This window comes from Streptomyces sp. NPDC051636 (assembly GCF_044453765.1).
Classification (GTDB): Bacteria; Actinomycetota; Actinomycetes; order Streptomycetales; family Streptomycetaceae; genus Streptomyces.
Map to the genome: position 1 here is coordinate 458,101 of NZ_JBITDA010000001.1, position 24,921 is coordinate 483,021.

Below are 24,921 nucleotides of genomic sequence, written 5' to 3' on the forward strand. Positions count from 1 at the left end.
GGCGCGCGTCAGCTCCGGCCGACGCGCAACTCAGCCCGCCGCACGGCGCCCTCCCGCGGTCCCGCCCGCCGGTTGCCCACCTCGGCGCCCACCGCGGACCCCTCGTCCAGCGCGAACCCGAGCCGCTCCAGGAAGCGTTCACCGGGCCGCCAGCCGGGCGGGACCGTCGCCGTCACCCGGGTGACGCCCTCCGCGCGCGCCGGCAGCGAGCCGGCCAGCGCCCGGCCCAGGCCCCGGCCGCGCGCCCAGGGCGCCAGCAGGAACATCCCCACCGCCACCACGCCGGGCTCCGGATGGTCCCGCACCGCCTCCACCAGGCCCGTCACCGCACCGTCCCGCTCCACGACCAGAAGCACCTTGTCCTCGGGGCGGGCCCCGTCCGGCAGCGAGTAGAACAGGCTCTGCACGTCTCCGGGCGCCGACGGCAGCCCCGTCGCGGCCACGAACCAGTCCTCGCACGCCTCGAACAGGGCCGGCAGCGGCGCCTCGTCCGAAGGCTCCGGCTCCCGGACGACCACCCGCTCACCGGGACCACCCACCATCCACACGTCAACCATCCGACCGAAGCCACCCACCTTCCGACCCCACCCCCAACACGTTTTCCCCGCACGGGAGTACCCACTTCCGGGCATCGATCGTTGGGCCTTTCGGACGCGCCGCCCCATCCGCGTACACGCTGCAACCACCGCCGCGGATGCCCCCTCGCCCGCGCCCCGGAGGAGAGCCCATGAGCCTGCCGCCCCTCGCCTCAGGACCCGACGGCCCCGCCGCCCTCGGCCCCCTGCTCGACACCGTCCTCGACGCCCTGCACCAGGGCGGCCGGTCGCGCGGCGGCCCGCTGCCCGCGGGCGGACCGGAGGCCGTCGCCGCACGGATCACCGACGCCATGGGCGACGTCCTGCCCGACGACGGCGACCCAGACGCCCTGCGCACCCTCGTACACGCCCTCGCCGCAGGCTCCGCCGATCCCGCCGACCCCCTGTGCGCCGCCCACCTGCACTGCCCGCCCCTCGCCGTCGCCACCGCCGCCGACCTCGCCGCGAGCGCCCTCAACCCCTCCCTCGACTCCTGGGACCAGGCCCCCGCCGCCTCCGCCCTCGAAGCCCTCGTCACCCGCGCCCTCGCCCAGGAGATCGGCCTGGCCGACTCACTCGTCACCACCGGCGGCACCGAGGCCAACCAACTCGCCCTGCTCCTCGCCCGCGAGGCGCACGGCGGCAGCGTCCGGCTGGTGCACGGCGCCAACGCCCACCACTCCCTGCCCCGCGCCGCCTGGCTGCTCGGCCTGCCCGACCCGGTCGTCGTCCCCGCCCCGGGCGGCACCCTCGACCCCGCCGCCCTCGACGAGGCCCTCACCCGGCTCCCGCGCCCCCTGCTCGTCGCCGCCACCGCCGGCACCACCGACGCCGGCCTGATCGATCCGCTCCCCGAGATCGCCGGCCTGTGCGCCGCCCACGGCGCCCGCCTGCACATCGACGCCGCCTATGGCGCGGGCCTCGCCTTCAGCGACCGGCACCGGGACAAGCTCGCCGGCCTCGAAGCCGCCCACACCGTCGCCCTCGACCTGCACAAACTCGGCTGGCAGCCGGTCGCCGCCGGCCTCCTCGCCGTCGCCCGCCCCCGCGACCTCACCGTCCTGCACCAGCGCGCCGACTACCTCAACGCCGACGACGACACCGAAGCCGGCCACCCCGACCTGCTCGGCCGGTCCCTGCGCACCAGCCGCCGCCCCGACATCCTCAAGATCGCCGTCACCCTCAAGACCCTCGGCCGCACCGGCCTCGGCGCCCTCACCGACCAGGTCTGCGCCCGCGCCCGCCAGTTCGCCGCCCTTGTCCAGGACCACCCCGGCTTCGAACTGTACGACCGGCCCGTCATCAGCACCGTCCTGTTCCGGCCCACGACGGCCACCGACGGCGCCGTCGCCGACGTACGGCGCAGACTGCTCCACGAAGGCCGGGCCGTCCTCGGCCGGGCCCGCCTCGACGGCCGCCTCTGGCTCAAGGCCACCCTCCTCAACCCCCACACCGGGCCCGACGACCTGACCCACCTCCTGAAGCTCGTGGAAGGAACCACCCCCCGATGAGCCCGACGCCCATCCCCCCACGCCACGAGCCCGAAGCACCACGCGACCTGGTCGGCATCGGCATCGGACCGTTCAACCTCTCCCTCGCCGCCCTCGCCCACCCGCTCGCCGAACTCGACACCGTCTTCTACGAACAACGCCCCGGCTTCGACTGGCACCCCGGCCTGCTCATCGACGGCGCGCGCATCCAGGTCCCCTTCCTCGCCGACCTGGTCACCCTCGCCGACCCCGCCAGCCCCTGGACGTTCCTCAACTACCTCAGAGCCCGCGACCGGCTCTTCCCCTTCTACTTCGCCGAACGCTTCCACATCCAGCGCGCCGAATACGACGCCTACTGCCGCTGGGTCTCCGAGAACGTCCCCGGACTGCACTTCTCCCACCAGGTCGACGCCGTCCGCTGGAACGCCGAACACGACGTCTTCGAGGTCGACTTCACCCACCTCGACACCGACGGAGAGGCCCAGGCCCTCGGCCGTACCCACACCAAGAACATCGTCATCGGCACCGGCACCGCACCCCACGTACCCGACCCGCTCAAACCCCTGGTCGAGGCCCCCGGCGTCCCCGTCATCCACGCCGCCGACTACCTCGACCACCGCGACACCATCCTCGCCGCCGGCCACGTCACCGTCGTCGGCTCCGGACAATCCGGCGCCGAGGTCTTCCTCGACCTGCTCCGCCACCGCCCCGCCGGCCGCGAGCACCTCCACTGGCTCGGCCGCACCGAGGCCTTCGCACCCATGGAGTACTCCAAGCTCGGCCTGGAACACTTCACCCCCGACTACACCCGCTACTTCCACACCCTCACCGAACCCGTCCGCGACCGGCTCGTCGCCTCCCAATGGCAGCTCCACAAGGGCATCGACGCCGACACCATCGCCGCCATCCACGACGAGCTCTACCGCCGCACCCTGCACGGCGGCTGGCCCGACACCGTGCTCACCCCCGGCGTCCACGTCCGCACCGCCGGACGCATCGCCACCAGCAAGCTCGAACTCCACCTCGAACACATCCAGCAAGGCACCCGCTCCCGCCTCACCACCGACGCCGTCGTCCTCGCCACCGGCTACCGCGAACGCCCCCTCGGCCGCCTCCTCGCCGGCCTCGACCCCTACCTGCGCCGCGACAGCGCCGAACGCCCGCGCATCGACGAACACTTCCGCATGGTCCTCGACCCCTGCGTCACCGGATCGGTGTACGTGCAGAACGCCGAACTCCACACCCACGGCGTCGGCGCCCCCGACCTCGGCCTCGCCGCCTGGCGCAGCGCCACCATCCTCAACTCCCTGACCGGCAAAGACCCCTACCCGCTGCCCACACGCACGGCCTTCACCACCTTCGGCCTCGACCCGCAGCCCCAGGTCGCCGCCGCACGTCAACCGGAGCGGACCCTCACCCCCCTCGTCGAGGAACGGTAAGAATCACCAACCGCGGAAGACGCGGGGCGGCAACCGTGTTGCGCTGCTCTCGCGGACGGCCCCGCCGGGGACCAGGTCGTCGGCGACATCGCCGCCGCCGTCGACCCGTCCCTGCTGAAACCGTGACCGCCTAGAAGACAGGCGTGCCGTTCCGCGTGAGCTTCCAGTCCCCCGACGCGAAGTCCTTCGGATCCAGCACACCCTTCGCGGTCACCCACTCCGCGATCCGGGTACGGATCTCCGTCGACTCCGACCACAGCTCCTTGGCCGAGGCGACGTACGGGAACGCGCCACCGCCATTGGCACGGTAGTTGTTCACCGCGAGCACGAACTGCTGGGCGTCTTCCAGAGCGGCCCCGTTGAAGGTCAGGTTCTTGATCCGCGAACCGGCCGCCTGGGCGATGTCGATCTCGTACTTCAGGCCCGAGACGTAGTCGTAGTTGTAGTCCGGGCGGCCGTTCGCGTTGGTCAGCTTCTCCACGTCCACCGCCGCGTCCGCGGCCGTCCGGACGAAGTACTCCGCCGAGTACTCCAGATACGCCCGGACCTGCGCACCCGTCATCAACTTCGCGACCAGCGTGTTGTCGTACACGTACAGACCGGACAGGTCCCGGATCGTCACGTCACCGGCCGGGATCTCCGACGTGCGGGAGAACGGCGAGGCCTGCGCGATCACCGGCAGCGAGGCGTACTCCGTGCCCGCCAGCGCCGCCCTGACCACGTCCTCCTGAACCCTGGTGATCAGATCGATGATCGCGGCGTCCTTGTAGCGGGCCTCGGCCGTGGTCAGCGTCTCGGTCGCGGTACCGACCACCTGATTGACGTACTCCACGACCTTCGCGTGCTCGTCCGTCAGCAACCTGGTGATCTTCGGGTCGTCGGCGACCGAGTTGGAGTTCAGCAACGAGGCGGCCACCGACTCCACCTCCCACCCACCCTTGCCGAACACCAGCTCGATGTCGAAGAGAGTGAGACGCTCCGCGTAGCACAACGGCTCCGACAGCACGACCGTCCTCCCGGTGGCCTCGTTGACGACCTTCAGCTCCGGGATCTCCACGTGCGCGTGCCCCACCAGGATCGCGTCGATGCCCGGCACCTGCCTGGCGACATTCGCGGCCGCGTTCTCCACGTACGGCAACTGGTCACCGTACGACGACGTACCCGAGGAACCGGAATGCGCCGACACCACCACCACGTCCGCGCCCATCGAACGCAGCTTCGGCACCCACTTCGCCGCCTGCTCCTCCAGACCCGGGAACGTCAGTCTCCCCTGCACATACGCCTTGTCCCAGATCGCGATACCCGGGTTGGTCAGACCCAGGACGGCCACCTTCACCGGCGGCGCACCCGGCACACGGAACTCCTTGATGAAGTACGGCGGAAAGGCCGGCTTCTGCGTCTTCGCGTCCAGCGCGTTCGCGCCCAGCAGCGGAAAGCGGAGCTGCTCCTCGAACCGGCGCAGCGTCTCGATGCCGTAGTTGAACTCGTGGTTGCCCAGGGCCGCCGCGTCGTAGCCGATCGCGTTCATCGCCTGCGCCATCGGGTGCACCGGGCCGCCCTCGGCGGTGATCGGGTCCACCTTCGCGTAGTAGTACGTCAGCGGAGTGCCCTGGATCGTGTCACCCGCGTCCAGCAGCAGCGTGTTGCAGCGGCCCCTCTCCTCGCGCACCTGGTTCACCAGGGTCGAGATACGGGCCAGGCCCATCGCGTTGCCCGCCTTGTCGGAGTACTCCGCGTCCTTGAAGTAGTCCCAGTTGAAGACGTGCCCGTGCAGGTCCGTCGTACCCATGACGGTGAGCGAGTAACGCTTGGGCCGCTTCCCGGGCTTCCGCCCCTCGGCCGCCTCCGCCGCCGGAGCCGCCGCCGCGCCGGCGATCGCCACCCCCGCCCCGGTCACGGCGGACTTCTTCAGGAACTTCCGGCGGTTCAACGGCATGTCTCGTTCTCCTCGGCGAATGGTCAATGACGCGCGTAGATTCTGACCTGCTCATGACCGGCCACAACAGGTCCGGGAGGTTTCGATCCGGTGACCTAATCGGTCAACTCCAAGCCCCCAACCAGGAAAGACATGACAGAGTGGGACGTATGGCCACCCCCCACGGCACCCCGGACACCCCGCTCCTCACCGTCCGCGGCGAGGCAGAGCTGGAAGTCGAGCCCGACATCGCCCGCATCAGCGTCACCGTCAGCGCCCGCGGCCGCGACCGCCGTACCACCCTCGACGACCTCACCGGCCGCAACACCGCAGTCCTCGACCTGATCAAGTCCTACGGAAACGCCGTCGAACACCTCGCCACCGGAGCCTTCACCCTCACACCCGAACTCACCGAACACGGCCGAGGCGAACGCGTCCGCGCCTACCACGGCCGCGTCCAGCACACCGCCGAACTCACCGACTTCACCGCCCTCGGCGAACTCACCACCCGCCTCGCCGACCACGAACTCACCCGCGTCGACGGCCCCTGGTGGGCGCTCCGCCCCGACTCACCCGTACACCGCGAAGCCCGCCGGCAAGCCGTCCGCGAAGCCGTCCAACGCGCCCGCGAATACGCCGACGCCCTCGGCACCACCCTCGCCGCCCTGATCGAACTCGCCGACACCGGCACCGAACGCCCCCGCCCCACCCGAGCCGCCTTCGCGCGCAGCGCCCAGCGCGTCGCCCTCTCCGCCGCCACCGAGCCCGCTGAACCCCTCGACCTCGAACCGCAGCGCCTCCACGTCACCGCTCAGGTCAGCGCCCAGTTCACCATCACACCACCGCAGTTGTGACCCAGGCGTTTCAGGACAGCGGAGCACGGCTACCCGAAAACGCCCGCACGAGTGACCGGCCGCTCATTCTCCATGGCCGTGGGTAACCCTTTCCAGGATTTCAAAATGCTCATCCGAGCAGCCGGTCGCACAATTCAACACTTGTCAACAGACCTTCATCCAAGGGTCGTTCAGTAGTCACACCCCCACGAATTCTCTACCAGCGGGTAAGGCCTAGGCTCGATTCATGCGCCGAGCAAAAATCGTCTGTACCCTGGGACCCGCCACCGACTCATACGACCAGATCAAGGCACTGGTCGAGGCCGGAATGGACGTCGCCCGATTCAACCTCAGCCACGGCGGATACGCCGAGCACGAGGAGCGCTACCAGCGCGTGCGAAAGGCCTCCGACGAGACCGGCCGCAGCGTCGGGACCCTCGCCGACCTTCAGGGCCCGAAGATCCGACTCGGCCGCTTCACCGAAGGCCCCGTACTCCTTGAACGCGGCGACTCCTTCACCATCACCGTCGAACCGGACGCCGAGGGTGACCGCCACCAGTGCGGAACCACCTACTCCGGCCTCGCCGACGACGTCACTCCCGGTGAACGCGTCCTCGTGGACGACGGCAAGGTCTGCCTGGAGGTCACCGCCGTCGACGGCCCGCGCGTTCACACCACGGTCGTCGAAGGCGGCATGGTCTCCGACCACAAAGGCCTCAACCTCCCCGGCGTCGCCGTCTCCGTCCCCGCGCTCTCCGAAAAGGACGAGGCCGACCTGCGGTGGGCGCTGCGCACCGGCTTCGACATCATCGCCCTCTCCTTCGTCCGCAGCGGCAAGGACATCGCGGACGTCCACCGGATCATGGACGAGGAAGGCCGCCGCCTCCCGGTCATCGCCAAGGTCGAGAAACCACAGGCCGTCGACGCGATCGACGACATCGTCGCTGCCTTCGACGGCATCATGGTCGCCCGCGGCGACCTGGGCGTCGAGATGCCCCTGGAACAGGTCCCCATCGTCCAGAAACGCGCGATCAAACTCGCCAAACGCAACGCCAAACCGGTGATCGTCGCGACACAGATGCTCGACTCCATGATCGACAACTCCCGCCCCACCAGGGCGGAGGCCTCGGACGTGGCCAACGCGGTCATCGACGGCACCGACGCGGTGATGCTCTCCGGCGAGACCAGCGTCGGCACATACCCCGTGGAGACCGTCCGGACCATGTCCAAGATCGTCGAAGCGGCCGAGCAGGACCTCCTCGCCAAGGGACTGCCCCCGCTGACCGAGAACAACAAACCCCGCACCCAGGGCGGAGCGGTCGCCCGCGCCGCCGCGGAGATCGGCGACTTCCTCGGCGCCACATACCTGGTCGCCTTCACCCAGTCCGGCGACACCGCCCGCCGCCTCTCCCGCTACCGCTCGCCCATTCCCCTCCTCGCCTTCACCCCCGAACCGGCGACGCGCTCCCAGCTCAGCCTCACCTGGGGCGCCGAGACCTTCCTCGGCCCCAACGCCGGCGCCACGGACGCGATGGTCGACCAGGTGGACGAGCTGCTGCTGAAGTACGGCCGCTGCCGGAAGGGCGACATCGTGGTCATCACGGCCGGCTCGCCGCCCGGCGTCTCCGGTTCGACGAACATGGTCCGGGTGCACCACATCGGCGAGGACGACAGCCCCGAGTAGGGGGCGCGGGCCCCAGGCCTTTCAGTGCCTGGGGCCTACGTGGGTGCCCATGAGGGTCACGGAGGCTTTGCGGGCGACGGGGATGTTGAAGGGGTCGCTGCCGCGAGCGAGAGTGGTCCACTCGACGCCGACCTTGTCGAGGGTGTCCGTGAACAGCTTCCGGATGTCGTCCGACTTGTCGGAAGGTGGTCCAGGGTCTGGGGGCGCCATGCGGGGCCCTGGGACCAGGGCGAGAGCTCGCTTGCGTGTGCTCACGTCGTACATGCGGCCACTCTGTGAGAGTGATCGCGGTGACACGCAGCGAAAAGCGGATGTTCACGAGAATGTGGACATCCGCTTATTGATCCGCAACCTTGGAATCGAAAGAAAAGTGCCCCGGGTGGGACTCGAACCCACACTGTATGGTGTTTGAGACCATTGTCTGCTGCCAATTGGACTACCGGGGCCCAAGGAATCGAAGGTCAACCCCGACTCCGTGCCCACTACCTTACCGCAGCTAGGTAGGCTCTTGTCAGCAGTACCTGCCCCTGAACGAGGAGCCCCCGTGACCGCCCCCGAGTCGCCCCAGCCCGTAGACGTGCCCGACGACGACAAGTCGCACGTGCCTCCGCTGACGACCCGTGTCGTCATCGCCGAGGACGAGGCCCTGATCCGGCTCGATCTGAAAGAGATGCTGGAGGAGGAGGGGTACTCCGTCGTGGGCGAGGCCGGGGACGGGGAACAGGCCGTGGAGCTGGCCCGCGAGCACAGGCCCGACCTGGTCATCCTGGATGTGAAGATGCCGAAGCTGGACGGCATCTCGGCGGCGGAGAAGATCGCCGAGGAGTCCATCGCGCCGGTGCTGATGCTCACCGCGTTCTCGCAGCGCGACCTGGTGGAGCGGGCCCGGGACGCCGGTGCCATGGCGTACCTGGTGAAGCCGTTCAGCAAGAGCGATGTCGTCCCGGCGATCGAGATGGCCGTCTCGCGGTTCAACGAGCTCAGGCAGTTGGAGAAGGAGGTCGCCGACCTCACCCAGCGGCTGGAGACGCGCAAGCTGGTGGACCGGGCGAAGTCGATCCTCCAGACGGAGTACGGGCTGACCGAGCCGGCGGCGTTCCGCTGGATCCAGAAGACCTCGATGGACCGCCGGATGTCGATGCAGCAGGTCGCCGAGGCGGTCATCGCGGACAGCGAGGAGAAGAAGGCCGCCAGGGGCTGACCGGCCCGGTACGTGGACGAGGCCCGTCCTCCGATTTCGGAGGGCGGGCCTCGTCGTACGCGCGTGTGGGGGCTAGTCCTCGCCGAGGTACGCCTTCCGCACGGACTCGTCGACCAGCAGGTCCTGCCCGCTGCCCGACAGGACGATGTTGCCGACCTCCATGACGTGGCCCTGGTCGGCCAGTGACAACGCCGCCTGAGCGTTCTGTTCGACCAGCAGGATCGTGGTGCCCTGGGACTTCAGCTCGGCGATGGTGGCCATGATCTTCTGCATCATGATCGGGGACAGGCCCATCGACGGCTCGTCCAGCATCAGCAGCTTGGGCTGGGACATCAGCGCCCGGCCCATGGCCAGCATCTGCTGCTCACCGCCCGAGAGGGTGCCCGCGGCCTGCTTGCGACGCTCGCCCAGGATCGGGAAGAGGTCGTACGCCCGCTGGATGTCCTTTTCGATGCCTTCCTTGTCCTTGCGGAGGAAGGCGCCGAGCTGGAGGTTCTCGGCGATGGTGAGGCGCGGGAAGATGTGCCGGCCTTCGGGGGAGTGGGCGAGCCCGAGGGCGACGATCTTGTGGGCGGGGACGCCGCTGAGCGGCTTGCCGTCGAAGACGATCTTCCCGGAGGTGGGCTTCAGCAGGCCCGACAGCGTGCGCAGGGTCGTCGTCTTGCCTGCGCCGTTGGTGCCGATGAGGGTGACGATCTGGCCGGCCTCGACGCTGAACGAGATGCCCTTGACGGCTTCGATCTTGCCGTAGGAGACCCTGAGGTCCTCGACCTCGAGCAGAGCGGTCACTGGGCTTCTCCCTTGGTGCTGCTGGTGCTGCTGTTGGTGCTCTCCGCATCGGTGTCGGTGTCGGCCGGTGCCGTCTCGGCGGCGGCTTCGGCGGCTTCGACCTCGGCGACCTCGGCCTGGCCGGGGTCGCCCTCGAAGGGCTCGCCGAGGTAGGCCGCGATCACGCGTTCGTCCGCCTGGACGACGTCGGAGGTGCCCTCGACGAGCTTCTCGCCCTGGACGAGGACGGCGACGCGGTCGCTGAGGTTGAAGACGAAGCGCATGTCGTGCTCGATGAGGAGGACGGCGATGCCCTTGTCCCGGATGGCGAAGACGAGGTCCTCGGTGGCCCGGGTCTCCTGCGGGTTCATGCCGGCCGTCGGTTCGTCGAGGAGCAGCAGGCCCGGTTCGGAGGCGAGCGCCCGGGCGATCTCCAGCTTGCGCTGCTCGCCGTAGGGCAGGTTGCGTGCGAGGTGGTCGCGCTTGGCGGCCAGGCCGACGAATTCCAGGAGTTCCATGGCCCGCGCCTCGGATTCCTTCTCGGCCTTCCGGAAGCCGGGCCCGCGCAGCAGGGCGGACCAGAGGCCTTCCTTGGTCCGCGTGTGGCGGCCCACGAGGACGTTCTCGAGGACCGTCATGTTCGCGAACAGCCGGATGTTCTGGAAGGTGCGGGCGATGCCCGCCTGTGTCACCAGGTGCGGCTTGGGCGGCAGGACGGTGCCCTTGTACGAGACCGTGCCCTCGGTCGGTACGTACAGGCCGGTGAGGCAGTTGAAGAAGGTGGTTTTTCCGGCGCCGTTCGGTCCGATCAGGCCGACGATCTCGCCGCTGTTGACCGTGAAGTCGACGGAGCGGACGGCGGTGAGGCCGCCGAAGCGCATGGTGACGTCACGGGCTTCGAGTACGGGAGTGGACGTGGTTGTCATCGTTCTTTACGCCCCTGCCTTGGTGACGGCCGGTTCGTCGGTCAGCGTCGTCTGTTCTGGTACGTCGAGTTGGCCGGTCTCGTGGAATTCGAGCTGGCGGCGGCGGTTGGCGATGATGCCCTCCGGGCGGAAGCGCATCAGCAGGATCAGCGCGAGGCCGAAGGCGAAGAGCTCGTAGTTCTGCAGGAACTGGAGCTTTTCGGGGACCAGGTAGAGCACGCTGGCGCCGAGGAGGGGGCCGCTGACGGTGCCCATGCCGCCGAGGACGACGGCGGCCAGCAGGAAGGCCGAGTTGGGCGGGGCGGCGCCGGCGAACTGGTAGGGCTGCGGGTTGACGCTGTAGTTGACGTGAGCCATGACGGTGCCGGCCAGTCCGGCGAGGGAGGCGCCGAGGGCGAAGGCCACGAGCTTGACGCGGAAGCCGTTGATGCCCATGGCGGTGGCGGCGGTCTCGTCCTCGCGGATGGCGATCCAGGAGCGGCCGATGCGGGAGTCGGCGGCGCGGGTGAAGACGAGTACGACGATGGCCGTGACGATGAGCATCAGGAAGAGGTAGTTGGCGAAGCGGCCGAGGGTGAATCCGGCGATGTCGTGGGAGTCGCCCAGGTTGATCCCGAAGATGTTGAGGTCGGGGATCTGGGTGATTCCGTTCGGGCCTCGGGTGATGTTCGGGCCGGAGTCGCCGTCCAGGTTGTTGACGGTGATGCGGAAGATTTCACCGAAGCCGAGGGTGACGATGGCCAGGTAGTCGCCGCGCAGTCGCAGGGTGGGCGCGCCGATGAGGACGCCGAAGACAAGTGAGGCGGCCATGCCGGTGAGGGCGGCGGCCCAGAACGGGAAGTGCACGCCGGCGAACCGGGAGTACTCGGAGCCGGAGACGAGGGCGGCGGCGTAGGCGCCGACGCCGAGGAAGGCGACGTATCCGAGGTCGAGCAGGCCGGTGAGGCCGACGACGATGTTCAGGCCGAGGGCGACGGTGGCGAAGATGAGGATGTTCGCGCCGATGTTGGCGTTGTGGTCGTCGCTCTGGGTGAAGGGGAAGATCACGGCGGCGGCGAAGGCGAGCGCGGCGGCGAAACCTTTGTGCCGGGCGGAGATCGTCGCATAGCGGTCCAGGAGTCCGGTGTGGACGAGGCCCCAGGCGGCGAAGAGGATGAGGAGGATGTAGCCGATGAAGGTCTCGCTGGCGTCGTTGTCGATGCCGATGCCGTAGGTGAAGGCGATCAGGGCGAGGGCGGTGCCGGTGGTGATGACGGCGCGCTCGGCGAGCGGGGAGAGCGTGCCGGGGCGCGGCTGGTCGGGCTTGCTGAGGTAGCCGCGGATGCCGGCCTCGGGGTCGGGGTGGGGCAGCGCGAGGGCGCCCACGACGGGGAGTGCGGAGGCCACGGCCGCCACGTAGGCCCCGGGTTCGAGGTTGACGAGTCCGCCGAGGTCGACGGCGATGGCGATGGCGGTGAACCAGCAGACGGCGAAGGCGGACAGGGCCGTCAGCAGGACGGGGGAGGTGGCCTTCCCGGGGTTCAGCCAGCGCAGTCCCGGCACGTCCCACAGGGTGAGGGCGAACAGGAGGGTCAGGGCACCGCCCACGAGCGCGAGGATCTGGAGCCCCGCGGGGTAGCCGTAGACCGTCAGGTCGCCCGGGAAGTCGGGGGTCCAGGTCCAGCTGAGGAAGGTGCTGGCGATGGTGCCGGCGGCGCCGGCCGCGATGAGCAGGCGGGCGGCGGACTGCGGCAGCGGGACGGGCCCGCGCCCGGCCGCGGCCGTGGTGTTGGTGGTGGTGTCGGTCATGCTGCTCACGCCCTGTCCGCGACGCGTTCGCCGAGCAGGCCTTGTGGCCTGAAGAGGAGTACGAGGATGAGGAGGACGAAGGCCCACACGGCCGCCCAGCCCTGTCCGCCGAGCTGCTGCATGCCGGGGATGTCGGCGATGTAGGCGGTGGCCATGGCTTCGGCGAGGCCGAGGACGAGGCCGCCGAGCATGGCGCCGTAGATGTTGCCGATGCCGCCGAGGACGGCGGCGGTGAAGGCTTTGAGGCCGGCGATGAAGCCCATGTCGTAGGCGACGGAGCCGTACTTCAGGCCGTAGGAGAGGCCGGCGACGGCGGCGAAGAAGCCGCCGATGGCGAAGGCGATCACGATGATGCGGTTGGTGTCGATGCCCATCAGCTGCGCGGTGTCCGGGTCCTGGGCGGTGGCCTGCATGGCGCGGCCGGTGCGGGAGAGGCGGACGAAGAAGGCCAGGATGGCCATGCAGATGGGGGCGGCGATGATGAGGAAGACGTCACCGCTCTGGATCGTGAGCGAGCCGAGGTGGTAGGGCCCGAAGGGGAGCTGGGGGAAGACGCGGGCGGACTTGGCGTCGCCGTGGTAGTTGTACCAGTTGAAGACGGCCTGCTGCAGGGCGAGGGAGAGGCCGATGGCGGTGATGAGTGGTGCGAGGCGTGGTGCTCCGCGTAGTGGCCGGTAGGCGAAGCGTTCGGCGCCGACCGCGATGAGGACGGAGACGAGTGCGCCGCCGAGGAGCATCAGTGGCAGCGCTATCCACATGGATATGCCGTCCGGGAGGGCGAGGTAGACCGTGAGCGCGCCGAAGCCGCCGGTCATGAAGATCTCGCCGTGGGCGAAGTTGATGAGCTGGACGATTCCGTACACCATCGTGTAGCCGATGGCGATCAGACCGTACATCGAGCCGAGGAACAGCCCGTTGGCCAGCTGCTGCGGCAGGGTGTTCACCGCATGGCCTCCATGTGGTGGGGAGAGTCAAGGGGGAGGTAGAAGGCGGGCCGCGCGGTGACGGTGGTCTGCGCCGCGCGGCCCTGGTGGTGCGGAGTGCTGGGATCGGCTACTTCGGGTTGGCGACGCCGCTCTTGACGGACTTCCACTCGCCCTTGGTGACCTGGTAGACGGTCAGCTGCTTGTTGGTGGTGTCGCCGAACTCGTCGAAGGCGATCTTGCCGGAGATGCCGTCGAAAGCGGTCTTCTGGACGGCGTCGACGATCTGGGCGCGGGCATCGGAGGGGACCTTGCCGTCCTTCACGACCTGGCCGACGGCCTTGATGATGGCGGTGGCGGCGTCGTAGGAGTACGAGCCGTAGGTGCCGTAGTCGCCGGGGTACTTCTTGGCCTTGTAGGTGGCGACGAAGTCCTTGGCGGCGGGCAGGGTGTCGACGGGGACGCCGATGGAGGTGACGAGGTCGCCTTCGGCGGCCTTGCCGGCGGTCTTGATGTAGGTCGGGGTGAACATGCCGTCGCCGCCGAAGAGCGGGATGTCGGCGCCGCCGTCCTTGAGCTGCTTGGTCAGGACCTCGGACTCGTCGTACTGGCCGCCGTAGTAGAGCAGGTCGGCGCCGGAGTTCTTGATCTTGGTGACGAGGGTGGAGAAGTCGCGGTCGCCGACGCTGACGTGGTCGGTGCCGATGACCTTGCCGCCCTGCTTGATGAACTGCTCCTTGAAGATCTTGGAGAGTCCGGCGCCGTAGGTCTGCTTGTCGTCGACGACGAAGGCCTTCTTCTTCTTGAGGCCGTTGTAGGCGTAGTCGGCGGCGAAGGCGCCCTGGAGGGCGTCGGTGGTGGCGGTGCGGAAGTAGGTCTTGAACGGGCGGACCTTCTTGGTCTGCCAGTTCTTGCCCTGGGTCAGCTCGGGGGCGGTGTTGGACGGGGAGATCTGCACCAGGTTGGCGGTGGCGAAGACCTGCTGCATCTGGGTCGCGACGCCGGAGTTCAGCGGGCCGACCACGCCGAGCACGTCCTTGTCGGAGACCAGCTGGGTGGCGTTCTGCTGGCCGGTGGCGGGGATCGCCTTGTCGTCCAGGGCCTTGATCTTGAAGGTGACGCCGGGGACGGTTTTGTTCTTGTTGGCGTCGTCGACGGCGATCTGCGCGCCGTACTGGATACCGAGGCCGGTGGCGGAGTTCTGACCGGTCAGCGGGGCGTCGACGCCGATGGTGACGGTGACGTTGCCGCTGTCGCCGCTCTTGCTGTTGTCGTCGCGGGAGCCGCAGGCGGTGAGAGTCAGAGCTCCGGTGGTCAGCACGGAGGTAAGAATCACCAGAGAACGCTGTCGCACAATCAGTCCTTTCCGCAGGCACGTCCGCCCCTGCGGGGACGGGGGATGCGGTGCCGGTACCTAACTCCCGATGGAGCGGTGACTGGCCGTGACTCTAAGCCCGGTGTGTAGACATGGGCATCGCAGTGCGCTGGCTTGTGACTTTCTTGTTATGACGAGGTGGACGGTGAAGTCGGGCGCTGGAGCGTCTCGGCCGTTTTGGCGGAATTTCCTCTCGGTCCACATTTTGAGAACGTGCACTTCCGCTCGGCCGTGGGCTCGGCGGAGGGGCCTGCCTGGTCGCAGGCCCCTGGAAGCGGTCCGGACGGGCCCGGGGACGGCCTGCCGTCACGGGTGATGGCCTGTCGCTGTATTGCACCTGTGTTACGCAGCGTTACGCCGTCAAGGGGGTAGGATCCGTGTTCACGGACGTTCGGTCGGTGGGGCACTCACGACTTTTCGGCTCCCGGGACGTCCCGGAGCAGACAGGTCAGCCGTGCGCTGCACACCCGTCGGCCCTTCTCGTCGCTGATCACGATCTCGTACGTCGCGGTGCTCCGCCCCCGGTGCACCGGTGTTGCCACGCCGGTCACCAGCCCGGAGCGCACGCCCCGGTGGTGCGTGCAGTTGAGGTCGACGCCCACGGCGATCTTCGAGCTGCCTCCGTGCAGCATGGCGCCGACCGAGCCCAGTGTCTCCGCCAGCACCGCGGAGGCGCCTCCGTGCAGCAGGCCGTACGGCTGTGTGTTCCCTTCCACCGGCATGGTCCCCACGACCCGGTCGGCCGATGCCTCGGTGATCTGCACGCCCATCCGCGTGCCGAGGTGCCCTGCGGAGAACAGAGCCTGCAGGTCGATGCCGAGCGCGGCGTACTCGTCGAGGACCTCTTGCGGGAACTTCACGTTCTGCTGCTCGCCCATGGGGCCCGGCTCCGTTCGTCGTGCACCTGTCTGTCGGCTGAGCAAACGCTCAGTCGGTCGCTGATTGTTCCAGACGTACTACGACGGACTTGCTGGCCGGGGTGTTGCTGGTGTCCGCGGTGGCGTCGAGCGGGACCAGGACGTTGGTCTCCGGGTAGTACGCCGCCGCGCAGCCCGGGGCCGTCGGATAGTGCACGACCCGGAAGCCGGGTGCCCGCCGCTCCACGCCGTCCCGCCACTCGCCGACCAGGTCGACGTACGACCCGTCGGCCGCGCCGAGCCTCCGCGCGTCCTCGGGGTTGACCAGGACCACCCGGCGGCCGTTCCTGATGCCCCGGTAGCGGTCGTCGAGGCCGTAGATCGTGGTGTTGTACTGGTCGTGCGAGCGCAGCGTCTGGAGCAGGAGGCGGCCCTCGGGCAGTCGGGGGTACTCCACCGGGGCCGCGGTGAAGTTCGCCTTGCCCGTGGCCGTGGGGAAGCGGCGCTCGTCGCGGGGGGCGTGCGGCAGGGCGAAGCCCCCGGGGCGGGCCACGCGGGTGTTGAAGTCCTCGAATCCGGGGATCACGCGCGCTATGCGGTCACGGATCCTCGCGTAGTCCTTCTCGAACTCCTCCCACGGCACCCTGCTGTCCTCGCCGAGCACGCGGCGGGCGAGGCGGCACACGATGGCCGGCTCGGACAGCAGGTGCTCGCTCGCGGGCTGCAGACGGCCGCGCGAGGCGTGCACCATGCCCATGGAGTCCTCCACGGTCACGAACTGCTCGCCGCCGCCCCGCACGTCGCGCTCGGTGCGGCCGAGCGTCGGCAGGATCAGGGCACGCGCGCCCGTGACGACGTGCGAGCGGTTGAGCTTGGTCGACACGTGCACGGTCAGCCGGGCGCGCCGCATGGCCGCCTCGGTGACCTCGGTGTCGGGGGAGGCGGAGACGAAGTTGCCGCCCATGGCGAAGAAGACCTTCGCCTCGCCGTCGCGCAGCGCGCGGATGGCCCGTACGACGTCGTAGCCGTGCTCGCGCGGGGGCGCGAAGCCGAACTCCTTCTCCAGGGCGTCCAGGAAGGCCGGGGCCGGGCGTTCGAAGATGCCCATCGTGCGGTCGCCCTGCACGTTCGAGTGACCGCGCACCGGGCAGACGCCCGCGCCCGGGCGGCCGATGTTGCCGCGCAGGAGCAGGAAGTTGACCACTTCGCGGATGGTCGGGACGGAGTGCTTGTGCTGGGTGAGCCCCATGGCCCAGCAGACGATCGTGCGCTCGGAGGCCAGGACCATGCCGAGGGCTTCTTCGATCTCCGCGCGCGTGAGACCGGTCGCGGTGAGCGTCTCGTCCCAGTCGGCGGCGCGGGCGGCGTCGGCGAACTCCTCGTATCCGTGGGTGTGTTCGCGGACGAAGTCCTCGTCGACCGCGCCTTGCGTCTGCAGGATCAGCTTGTTGAGGAGGCGGAAGAGCGCCTGGTCGCCGCCGATGCGGATCTGCAGGAACAGGTCGGTGAGGGCGGCGCCCCTGAGCATGCCCTGGGGAGTCTGCGGGTTCTTGAAGCGCTCCAGGCCGGCCTCGGGCAGCGGGTTGACGCTGATGATCCTCGCGCCGTTCGCCTTCGCCTTCTCCAGGGCCGAGAGCATGCGCGGGTGGTTGGTCCCGGGGTTCTGCCCGGCGACGATGATCAGGTCGGCCTTGTAGAGGTCCTCCAGCAGGACGCTGCCCTTGCCGATGCCGATGGTCTCGCTCAGCGCCGAACCCGACGACTCGTGGCACATGTTCGAGCAGTCGGGAAGGTTGTTCGTGCCCAGCTCGCGCGCGAAGAGCTGGTAGAGGAACGCGGCCTCGTTGCTCGTCCGGCCCGAGGTGTAGAAGACGGCCTCGTCGGGAGAGCCGAGGGCGGTGATCTCCTCCGCGATGATGGCGAAGGCACGCTCCCAGCTGACCGGCTCGTAGTGCTCGCCGCCCTCGGGCAGGTACATGGGGTGTGTGAGCCGGCCCTGCTGGCCGAGCCAGTAACCGCTGCGGCCGGCGAGGTCGGCGACGGAGTGCGCGGCGAAGAACTCGGGGGTGACCCGGCGCAGGGTCGCCTCCTCGGCCACCGCCTTCGCGCCGTTCTCGCAGAACTCCGCCGTGTGCCGATGGTCCGGCTCGGGCCAGGCGCAGCCCGGGCAGTCGAAGCCGTCCTTCTGGTTGACGCGCAGGAGTGTCAGCGCGGTGCGCTTCACGCCCATCTGCTGCTGGGCGATGCGCAGGGTGTGCCCGATGGCCGGGAGCCCCGCCGCCGCGTGCTTGGGCTGCGCGACCTGCGGCGCGTCCTGAACCGGATCCCCTTTGGGCGGCTTCGTCGCCATCGCGCGCTCCCCTTCGACTGCGTGTGTGCCATGCGGCACCGATCCTCGCACGCGGCAGTGACAATGCCCGGCGGCGGGCTGAGTGGGGGCGTGAGCGTCGGTCGCGCGGGGCGGCTGCCGAGCGGGGCTCGTCACGGGACGGAGACGGAGAGAGGGGGCGTCCCTTCCTGTCCGCCGCGGAAGCCGGCGCAGCACCCCGGCCCGGACTGTCAGTGGGGCGTGGCAGGATCGGGGGCGTGGCAGAGACAGCATCGAAGACGACCGACAAGACCCCCGGCGGCACCCGACCCCGGCTGATGCTCATGGACGGGCACTCGCTGGCCTACCGCGCGTTCTTCGCGCTGCCCGCGGAGAACTTCACGACCGCGACGGGCCAGCCGACGAACGCGATCTACGGCTTCGCGTCGATGCTGGCCAACACCCTGCGTGACGAGGCCCCCACGCACTTCGCGGTGGCGTTCGACGTCTCCCGCAAGACCTGGCGTTCCGAGGAGTTCACGGAGTACAAGGCGAACCGCTCCAAGACACCGGACGAGTTCAAGGGTCAGGTGGAGCTGATCGGTGAGCTGCTCGACGCGATGCACGCGCAGCGCTTCGCCGTCGAGGGGTACGAGGCGGACGACGTCATCGCCACCCTCGCCACCCAGGCCGAGGCCGAGGGCTTCGAGGTGCTGATCGTCACCGGCGACCGCGACTCCTTCCAGCTGGTCTCCGAGCACACGACGGTGCTGTATCCGACGAAGGGTGTCTCGGAGCTGACCCGGTTCACCCCGGAGAAGGTTTTCGAGAAGTACGGCCTGACGCCCGCCCAGTATCCGGACTTCGCGGCGCTGCGCGGCGACCCCTCCGACAACCTCCCCGGCATCCCCGGCGTCGGCGAGAAGACGGCAGCCAAGTGGATCAACCAGTTCGGTTCGTTCGCGGAGCTGGTCGAGCGCGTCGACGAGGTCAAGGGCAAGGCCGGGCAGAACCTCCGCGACCACCTGGAGGCGGTCAAGCTCAACCGCCGGCTCACCGAGCTGGAGTGCCGGGTCGAGCTGCCCAAGGCGGTCGCCGACCTGGAGCGGGCCCCGTACGACCGCAAGGCCGTCGCGATGATCCTGGACACCCTGGAGATCCGCAACCCGTCCCTGCGCGAGCGGCTCTTCGCCGTCGACCCCGGCGCGGAGGAGGCCGAGACCACTCCGATCAAAACGGACGGCGTGCAGTTGGACGGCACGGTCCTCGGCACCGGTGAGCTCGCCGCGTGGCTCGCCGAGCACGGTACGCGGACGCTCGGTGTCGCCACCGTCGACGCCTGGGCGCTGGGCGCCGGCTCGGTCGCCGAGGTGGCGCTCGCCGCCGCCGACGGGGCCGCGGCCTGGTTCGACCCGGCCGAGCTGGACGAGACCGACGAGAACGCGTTCGCGGCCTGGCTCGCCGACGCGGACCGGCCCAAGGTCCTGCACAACGCCAAGGGCGCCATGCGCGTCTTCGCCGAGCACGGCTGGTCCGTCGAGGGCGTGGCCATGGACACCGCGCTCGCCGCGTACCTGGTCAAGCCGGGGCGCCGCTCCTTCGACCTGGACGCCCTGTCCCTGGAGTACCTGCACCGCGAGCTGGTCCCCGCCGCGGCGGCCGACGGCCAGCTGGCCTTCGGCGCGGACGACGGCGCCGAGGCGGAGGCGCTGATGATCCAGGCCCGCGCGGTCCTCGACCTGGGCGAGGCCTTCGAGGGCCGCCTTCAGGAAGTGGGCGCGGCCGACCTCCTGCGGGACATGGAGCTGCCCACCTCCGCGCTGCTGGCCCGCATGGAGCGGCACGGCATCGCGGCCGACCGGGCGCACCTCGAAGCGATGGAACAGACGTTCGCGGGTGCGGTGCAGCAGGCGGTGAAGGAGGCGCACGCGGCGGCGGGGCACGAGTTCAACCTCGGCTCGCCCAAGCAGCTCCAGGAGGTCCTCTTCGGCGAGCTGGCCCTGCCCAGGACGAAGAAGACGAAGACCGGCTACACCACGGACGCCGACGCCCTGGCCTGGCTGGCGACCCAGACGGACAACGAACTACCGGTGATCATGCTCCGCCACCGCGAGCAGGCGAAGCTCCGGGTCACGGTCGAGGGCCTGATCAAGACGATCGCGGGCGACGGCCGCATCCACACCACCTTCAACCAGACGGTGGCCGCGACCGGCCGCCTGTCCTCCACGGACCCGAACCTGCAGAACATCCCGGTCCGCACGGACGAGGGCCGGGCGATCCGCCGCGGCTTCGTGGTCGGCGACGGCTTCGAGTCCCTCATGACCGCCGACTACAGCCAGATCGAACTGCGCGTGATGGCCCACCTCTCCGAGGACGCGGGCCTGATCGAGGCGTTCACATCGGGTGAGGACCTGCACACCACCGCGGCCGCGCAGGTGTTCTCCGTCGCCCCCTCGGCGGTGGACGCGGAGATGCGCCGCAAGATCAAGGCGATGTCGTACGGCCTGGCGTACGGGCTGTCGGCCTTCGGGCTGTCCCAGCAGCTGAACATCGAGGCGGCCGAGGCCCGCGCCCTGATGGACGCGTACTTCGAGCGCTTCGGCGGCGTCCGGGACTACCTGCGCAGAGCCGTCGACGAGGCCCGGGCGACCGGCTACACGGCGACGCTCTTCGGTCGCCGCCGCTACCTGCCCGACCTCAACAGCGACAACCGCCAGCGCCGCGAGGCGGCCGAGCGCATGGCCCTCAACGCGCCCATCCAGGGCACGGCGGCCGACATCGTCAAGATCGCCATGCTCAAGGTGGACCAGGCGCTGCGCGAGGCCGGCCTCAAGTCCCGCATGCTCCTCCAGGTCCACGACGAGATCGTCCTGGAGATCGCCCCCGGCGAGCGTGAGACCGTGGAGGAACTCGTCCGCCGCGAGATGGCCGGCGCGGTCAGCCTCAGGGCCCCCCTGGACGTCTCGGTCGGCGTCGGCCCGGACTGGGAGTCCGCCGCGCACTAGCAGTCGACGGCTCGACGGAGGGGCGTTCCGGCCATGTTCCCGGCAACGCCCTCTCCGCCGGCCGCATGAGGGAGCCGCAATTCCCGATCGCCGCGCGCCCGTGTCTCCGCCGTCACGGCGGGCCACCACAACGGCGCATCCCGGCGGCGCCGGCCCAGCGCACCCCCTTTTCCCAGGTCACCCGCACAATCCCCACCCAGGCCCCGCCGGGAGCCGTCACTCACGTGGCCCCCGTCAGAACGCCCCCGCCGCCCCCGCCCGTCAGGATGCGGGCATGGGTATACGCACGCTCCACAGCCGGACGGCCCACGCGTGGCCGACGGCCCAGGCGGGCGCCGACGCGGCCCCGGGCACGCCGCCCCCGCCGGTTCCGGCCTTCGCGGCCGGCGCAAGCACTGCCCGCATCCCGACCGCCCCGGCCACGGTCGTGCGCCGGACGGCGGCAGACCTCGGCCGCCGGCTCACCGGCCGGCTCTCCCGGGCGGGAAAGGCCACCGTCTGGCGTTCCTGGGCCGACCTCGGCCGCGGCTACCTCGCGCTGCTCTCCGCCCGGCTTCCGAGAACCCGCCCCGCGCACACCATGACCGTCTTCGTGGCGACCCTCACCGAGCGGCCGACCGGCTCGGCCGGGCACCGACCCCTCCGGGACCGGTGGAAACCCGGGCCGGGCGCCACATCCTGACCCCCACGGCGTACAGCAGCAGGCCCGGCACCAGCCCCGCGCCCACCCCGAAGCACAGAGTCGGCACCAGAGCCCAGGACTTCGCGGTGACGCCCCAGTACACCCACCACCGCACCGCCCGCTGCACGGCCCCGGCCGCCGCGCAGCCGCCGATCACCGCACCGGCCCACCACCGGTCCCGTACCGACAGCAGCGGAACGCCCACCGGTTCTCCCCCGGGGGCCCGCCGGACCGCGCGCCCCACCCACGCCGCGACCACGAGAGCGGCCACCAGCGAGCAGCCGTACTGGAGACAGGAGTACAGCGGCATGCCCGCAAGGGACCGGTCCAGGACCGGGAACAACCGCACGCCCCACCGGTCGTGGTGTGTGAACGCGTCCCACACGACGTGCGTCAGCGCGCCGAGCACCGCGGAGACGTACCACCAGGCGACCGAGGAGGGCCGTACGCGCGCGCGTGGCGCCCCGCACCGCGTCAGTGCCGCCCACCGGCCCTGACGGCTCCGCGGCAGCAGCGCCACCAGTGGTTCGCGCAGTGCCAGCCACAGCCCCAGCAGGAACCAGGACACCAGCACGTCGACGGTGCACACACCGGCGAAGGAGTGGGTGACGTCCCCGAACCGCATCGCCCCGGGCAGGACACTCGCCGCGTAGAAGGTCATGTCGGGCGAGAAGGACCCCGCGACGAGCACCGCCGGTATCAGCCGGCCCCGGCCGGATCCGTCCCCGCGGACCGCGGGCAGCACCGCTGCCGCATGGCTGAGAGTGAACGGCAACGGGGCCCCCTTCGGCGGACGTTACCGGGCGGCCGGCCCGGTGATCACGCCGCCCAGTATGCGCGAGCGCGCCCCGGGCCAACGGCACGTGGCCAACCGGTGAAAACCGGGCGCCAACGGGTGCCCCCGCAAAGGAAGTTGTCGTAGGGTCACCTCGGTCACCGTGCCGGGACGCACGGTCGAACGCATCACCGTACGACTGGAAAAGCGCAACGGGGGCAACCACAGCCACGGATCAACCGTCACAACAGGGCGAGCGGAAAAGAGCGGAAAGACAAAGACGGGCGCTCGGACGTCCACGGGAGGGGTTCACGCTATGGCGGCGCATTTCGGCAGTCGGCTGCGCAAAGGGGCGGCGACCAGCGCCGTGGCCGCGGCAGCGGTCGCGGCTCTCTCCGCGTCCCAGGCTCCGGCAGTGACGGCCGACGACCAGGGCAGACAGGCCGCCGCCGGCGTCACCACCGCGCCGGAGGCGACGGCGTCCGACGGCAACGCCACCGGTAACTCGCCGTACTACACGGACCTGCCGCCGCTGAACAGCCCCGAGCCCGGCACCAGCCCGTCCCCGACCATCGGCGCGCCCGCCTCGACGGGCGAGGGCGAGGCGGGCATCCCCGCGACCGTTCTCGCCGCCTACAAGAAGGCCGCCGCCGAACTGCGCGGCTCCAAGCCCGGCTGCAACCTGCCCTGGCAACTCCTCGCCGCCATCGGCAAGGTCGAGTCCGGCCAGGCGCGCGGTGGCCGCGTCGACGCGGACGGCACCACGATCAGCCCGATCCTGGGCCCGCAGCTCGACGGCAACGGCTTCGCGCTCATCAAGGACACCGACAACGGTCAGTACGACGGCAACAGTTCCTACGACCAGGCCGTCGGACCCATGCAGTTCATCCCGTCCACCTGGGCCTGGGCCGGCCGCGACGGCAACGGCGACGGCGTGAAGGATCCCAACAACGTCTACGACGCCGCGCTGGCCGCCGGGCACTACCTGTGCCGCAACGGCTGGGACCTGTCCGACCAGGCCGACATGAACAGCGCGATCCTCAGCTACAACAACTCGCAGGACTACCTGAACCTGGTCCTGTCGTGGCTGGAGTACTACCGCAACGGCATCCACTCGATCCCCGACGGCACCGGTTCGGTCCCCTCGCACCGCAGCGACGACCACACGCCCGGGACCAGTCCCACCCCGAAGCCGCCGCAGCCTTCGCAGCCGGAGACGTCCACGCCCCGCCCGAAGCCGGGCAAGCCGGGAGGCGGCAACACCAGCCCCCACAGCCCTGCCCCGCCCACGCCGAGCACCCCGACGCCGTCCCCCACCCCCACCGACACGGTGGACCACCTGGAGGACGCGGGCACCGCCAAGCTCACCGCGATGGCCGGGGACGCCTTCACCAAGCGGATCAGCACGCGCGCCGAGACCGAGGCGGGCAAGGCCGTCGGCAAGGTCAGGATCCGGTTCACCGTCATCGGTGACACGGACGCCACCTTCACCGGCGGTGACAAGGTCGCCACCGTGGCCACCGACAGCACCGGCACCGCCGTCGCCCCCGCGCTCCAGGCGGGCGAGAAGACCGGCGGCTTCACGGTCCGCGCCACCGTCGTGGGCCGCACGGTCAGCGGCCTCGACTACAAGGCGACCGTCACAGCGCGCGCCGCCGACGCCCTCGCCCGCACCAGCGACACCGCGCTGACCTGCACGCCGGGCGGCGAGTTCGCCGACCAGGTCGAGGTGAAGGCCACCTACAAGGGCGCTGTCGCCGACAAGGTGGCGGCCACCGCGACCCTCATCAAGTCGGCCGCCGACGCGACCGAGAACGACAAGGGCCCCTACTTCAAGGACGCCGACGGCAAGACCGTACGCACCCTCACGGGCCTGGAGACGGACGCCAAGGGCCTGCTGAAGCTGCCGAAGCTGTACGCGGACGACACCACCGGCACCTTCCTGCTGCGCATCACCACCACCGGTGGCGCGACGCTGACCGTCGAGCTGAAGGTCGCCGCGGCCGACTCGACGGCGAGCCCGTCGCCGAGCAGCACCGAGAGCACCTCCGCGAGTCCTTCCCCCAGCCCGTCCGCATAGGGACCGGCCGCGCTCCCGAGGGCGCCCCTCCGCTCCGGCGGAAGGGCGCCCTCGTTCCGTGTGCGCGACGTGTTCTCATCTCGCCGTCCCGTTGCTACCGTGCCCGGACCTGACGAAGCATCAGTTCCGGACGATACGGGGAGGTCCCGCATGCGTGCCCTGATCGCCGCCGCGAGCGGTCTCGCCCTCGCGTTCGCCCTGGTCCTCGCGCTCACCGCCACGGGCTCGCCGACCGGCGGCACATCCCCGAAGCCACTGCTGACCACGGTGCCCGCACACCCGTGACCATCCGCCCGG

Annotated in this window: 20 protein-coding genes and 1 tRNA gene; 9 read left to right on the top strand and 12 right to left on the bottom strand. The window is 70.1% G+C overall.

Annotation, left to right across the window (positions count from 1 at the left end; all coding sequences use genetic code 11):
* Nucleotides 1-8: 8 nt before the first annotated feature.
* A complete protein-coding gene (locus ACIBBH_RS02165) occupies nucleotides 9-557 on the bottom strand; it encodes a GNAT family N-acetyltransferase (protein WP_399401005.1) in 549 nt (182 codons plus the stop codon).
* A 170-nt stretch (nucleotides 558-727) separates the two neighbouring features.
* Between ACIBBH_RS02165 and ACIBBH_RS02170 the strand changes: the two genes are divergently transcribed.
* Nucleotides 728-2,086 carry a pyridoxal phosphate-dependent decarboxylase family protein gene (locus tag ACIBBH_RS02170; protein ID WP_399401007.1) on the top strand — a complete coding sequence of 453 codons (1,359 nt, stop codon included), beginning with the start codon at nucleotides 728-730 and terminating at the stop codon, nucleotides 2,084-2,086.
* Nucleotides 2,083-3,504: a lysine N(6)-hydroxylase/L-ornithine N(5)-oxygenase family protein gene (locus ACIBBH_RS02175; protein ID WP_399401008.1), complete on the top strand. Its 1,422-nt coding sequence runs from the start codon at nucleotides 2,083-2,085 to the stop codon at nucleotides 3,502-3,504. Before ACIBBH_RS02170 ends, ACIBBH_RS02175 begins: the two co-directional genes overlap by 4 nt.
* 130 nt (nucleotides 3,505-3,634) lie before the next feature.
* Here the strand turns inward: ACIBBH_RS02175 and ACIBBH_RS02180 are convergent, their stop codons facing one another.
* The gene (locus tag ACIBBH_RS02180; RefSeq protein WP_399401009.1) at nucleotides 3,635-5,440 is read right to left on the bottom strand and encodes a bifunctional metallophosphatase/5'-nucleotidase; all 1,806 of its coding nucleotides are present in this window, start codon (nucleotides 5,438-5,440) and stop codon (nucleotides 3,635-3,637) included.
* Nucleotides 5,441-5,589: 149 nt separating this feature from the next.
* On the opposite strand from ACIBBH_RS02180, the gene ACIBBH_RS02185 reads away from it, so the two are divergent.
* Together ACIBBH_RS02185 and pyk are read left to right on the top strand one after the other, a co-directional pair.
* Nucleotides 5,590-6,273 carry an SIMPL domain-containing protein gene (locus ACIBBH_RS02185; protein WP_399401011.1) on the top strand — a complete coding sequence of 228 codons (684 nt, stop codon included), beginning with the start codon at nucleotides 5,590-5,592 and terminating at the stop codon, nucleotides 6,271-6,273.
* A 226-nt stretch (nucleotides 6,274-6,499) separates the two neighbouring features.
* Nucleotides 6,500-7,936 (top strand): pyruvate kinase, encoded by a 1,437-nt coding sequence (gene pyk / locus ACIBBH_RS02190; protein WP_399401013.1) that lies wholly within the window; start codon nucleotides 6,500-6,502, stop codon nucleotides 7,934-7,936.
* A gap of 21 nt (nucleotides 7,937-7,957) precedes the next feature.
* On the opposite strand, the gene ACIBBH_RS02195 is transcribed toward pyk, so the two are convergent.
* Together ACIBBH_RS02195 and ACIBBH_RS02200 are read right to left on the bottom strand one after the other, a co-directional pair.
* On the bottom strand, nucleotides 7,958-8,191 hold the full coding sequence (locus ACIBBH_RS02195; protein ID WP_399401015.1) for a hypothetical protein: 234 nt from the start codon (nucleotides 8,189-8,191) through the stop codon (nucleotides 7,958-7,960).
* Between the two features lie 116 nt (nucleotides 8,192-8,307).
* Nucleotides 8,308-8,382: transfer RNA gene (locus tag ACIBBH_RS02200), tRNA-Leu, on the bottom strand.
* Between the two features lie 98 nt (nucleotides 8,383-8,480).
* Between ACIBBH_RS02200 and ACIBBH_RS02205 the strand changes: the two genes are divergently transcribed.
* Complete coding sequence (locus ACIBBH_RS02205; RefSeq protein WP_399401017.1) at nucleotides 8,481-9,137, top strand: ANTAR domain-containing response regulator; 657 nt, start codon at nucleotides 8,481-8,483, stop codon at nucleotides 9,135-9,137.
* Between the two features lie 72 nt (nucleotides 9,138-9,209).
* Here ACIBBH_RS02205 and ACIBBH_RS02210 read toward each other — a convergent pair whose 3' ends face one another.
* The 7 genes from ACIBBH_RS02210 to ACIBBH_RS02240 form a co-directional block, all read right to left on the bottom strand.
* Complete coding sequence (locus ACIBBH_RS02210; RefSeq protein WP_399401019.1) at nucleotides 9,210-9,926, bottom strand: ABC transporter ATP-binding protein; 717 nt, start codon at nucleotides 9,924-9,926, stop codon at nucleotides 9,210-9,212.
* The gene (locus ACIBBH_RS02215; protein ID WP_399401021.1) at nucleotides 9,923-10,831 is read right to left on the bottom strand and encodes an ABC transporter ATP-binding protein; all 909 of its coding nucleotides are present in this window, start codon (nucleotides 10,829-10,831) and stop codon (nucleotides 9,923-9,925) included. Before ACIBBH_RS02215 ends, ACIBBH_RS02210 begins: the two co-directional genes overlap by 4 nt.
* Before the next feature lie 6 nt (nucleotides 10,832-10,837).
* Nucleotides 10,838-12,619 carry a branched-chain amino acid ABC transporter permease gene (locus tag ACIBBH_RS02220; RefSeq protein WP_399401472.1) on the bottom strand — a complete coding sequence of 594 codons (1,782 nt, stop codon included), beginning with the start codon at nucleotides 12,617-12,619 and terminating at the stop codon, nucleotides 10,838-10,840.
* Between the two features lie 5 nt (nucleotides 12,620-12,624).
* On the bottom strand, nucleotides 12,625-13,563 hold the full coding sequence (locus tag ACIBBH_RS02225) for a branched-chain amino acid ABC transporter permease (protein ID WP_399401023.1): 939 nt from the start codon (nucleotides 13,561-13,563) through the stop codon (nucleotides 12,625-12,627).
* Nucleotides 13,564-13,672: 109 nt separating this feature from the next.
* Nucleotides 13,673-14,881 carry a branched-chain amino acid ABC transporter substrate-binding protein gene (locus ACIBBH_RS02230; RefSeq protein ID WP_399401474.1) on the bottom strand — a complete coding sequence of 403 codons (1,209 nt, stop codon included), beginning with the start codon at nucleotides 14,879-14,881 and terminating at the stop codon, nucleotides 13,673-13,675.
* Between the two features lie 443 nt (nucleotides 14,882-15,324).
* On the bottom strand, nucleotides 15,325-15,795 hold the full coding sequence (locus tag ACIBBH_RS02235; protein WP_399401025.1) for a PaaI family thioesterase: 471 nt from the start codon (nucleotides 15,793-15,795) through the stop codon (nucleotides 15,325-15,327).
* Nucleotides 15,796-15,844: 49 nt separating this feature from the next.
* Nucleotides 15,845-18,124: an FdhF/YdeP family oxidoreductase gene (locus tag ACIBBH_RS02240; RefSeq protein ID WP_399401027.1), complete on the bottom strand. Its 2,280-nt coding sequence runs from the start codon at nucleotides 18,122-18,124 to the stop codon at nucleotides 15,845-15,847.
* A gap of 236 nt (nucleotides 18,125-18,360) precedes the next feature.
* Here ACIBBH_RS02240 and polA point away from each other — a divergent pair, with 236 nt between their 5' ends.
* Together polA and ACIBBH_RS02250 are read left to right on the top strand one after the other, a co-directional pair.
* Nucleotides 18,361-21,087, top strand: a complete 2,727-nt coding sequence (gene polA, locus ACIBBH_RS02245; protein WP_399401029.1) for a DNA polymerase I — start codon at nucleotides 18,361-18,363, stop codon at nucleotides 21,085-21,087.
* Nucleotides 21,088-21,361: 274 nt separating this feature from the next.
* Entirely contained in the window at nucleotides 21,362-21,769 is a 408-nt protein-coding gene (locus tag ACIBBH_RS02250; protein WP_399401031.1) for a hypothetical protein, read from the top strand.
* On the opposite strand, the gene ACIBBH_RS02255 is transcribed toward ACIBBH_RS02250, so the two are convergent.
* Nucleotides 21,690-22,544 (bottom strand): DUF4184 family protein, encoded by an 855-nt coding sequence (locus tag ACIBBH_RS02255; protein ID WP_399401033.1) that lies wholly within the window; start codon nucleotides 22,542-22,544, stop codon nucleotides 21,690-21,692. The two genes, ACIBBH_RS02250 and ACIBBH_RS02255, sit on opposite strands and share 80 nt — an antisense overlap.
* Before the next feature lie 316 nt (nucleotides 22,545-22,860).
* On the opposite strand from ACIBBH_RS02255, the gene ACIBBH_RS02260 reads away from it, so the two are divergent.
* Both ACIBBH_RS02260 and ACIBBH_RS02265 read left to right on the top strand, forming a co-directional pair.
* Complete coding sequence (locus tag ACIBBH_RS02260; RefSeq protein WP_399401035.1) at nucleotides 22,861-24,624, top strand: lytic transglycosylase domain-containing protein; 1,764 nt, start codon at nucleotides 22,861-22,863, stop codon at nucleotides 24,622-24,624.
* A gap of 150 nt (nucleotides 24,625-24,774) precedes the next feature.
* A complete protein-coding gene (locus ACIBBH_RS02265) occupies nucleotides 24,775-24,909 on the top strand; it encodes an SPW_0924 family protein (RefSeq protein WP_399401037.1) in 135 nt (44 codons plus the stop codon).
* Nucleotides 24,910-24,921: the final 12 nt, after the last annotated feature.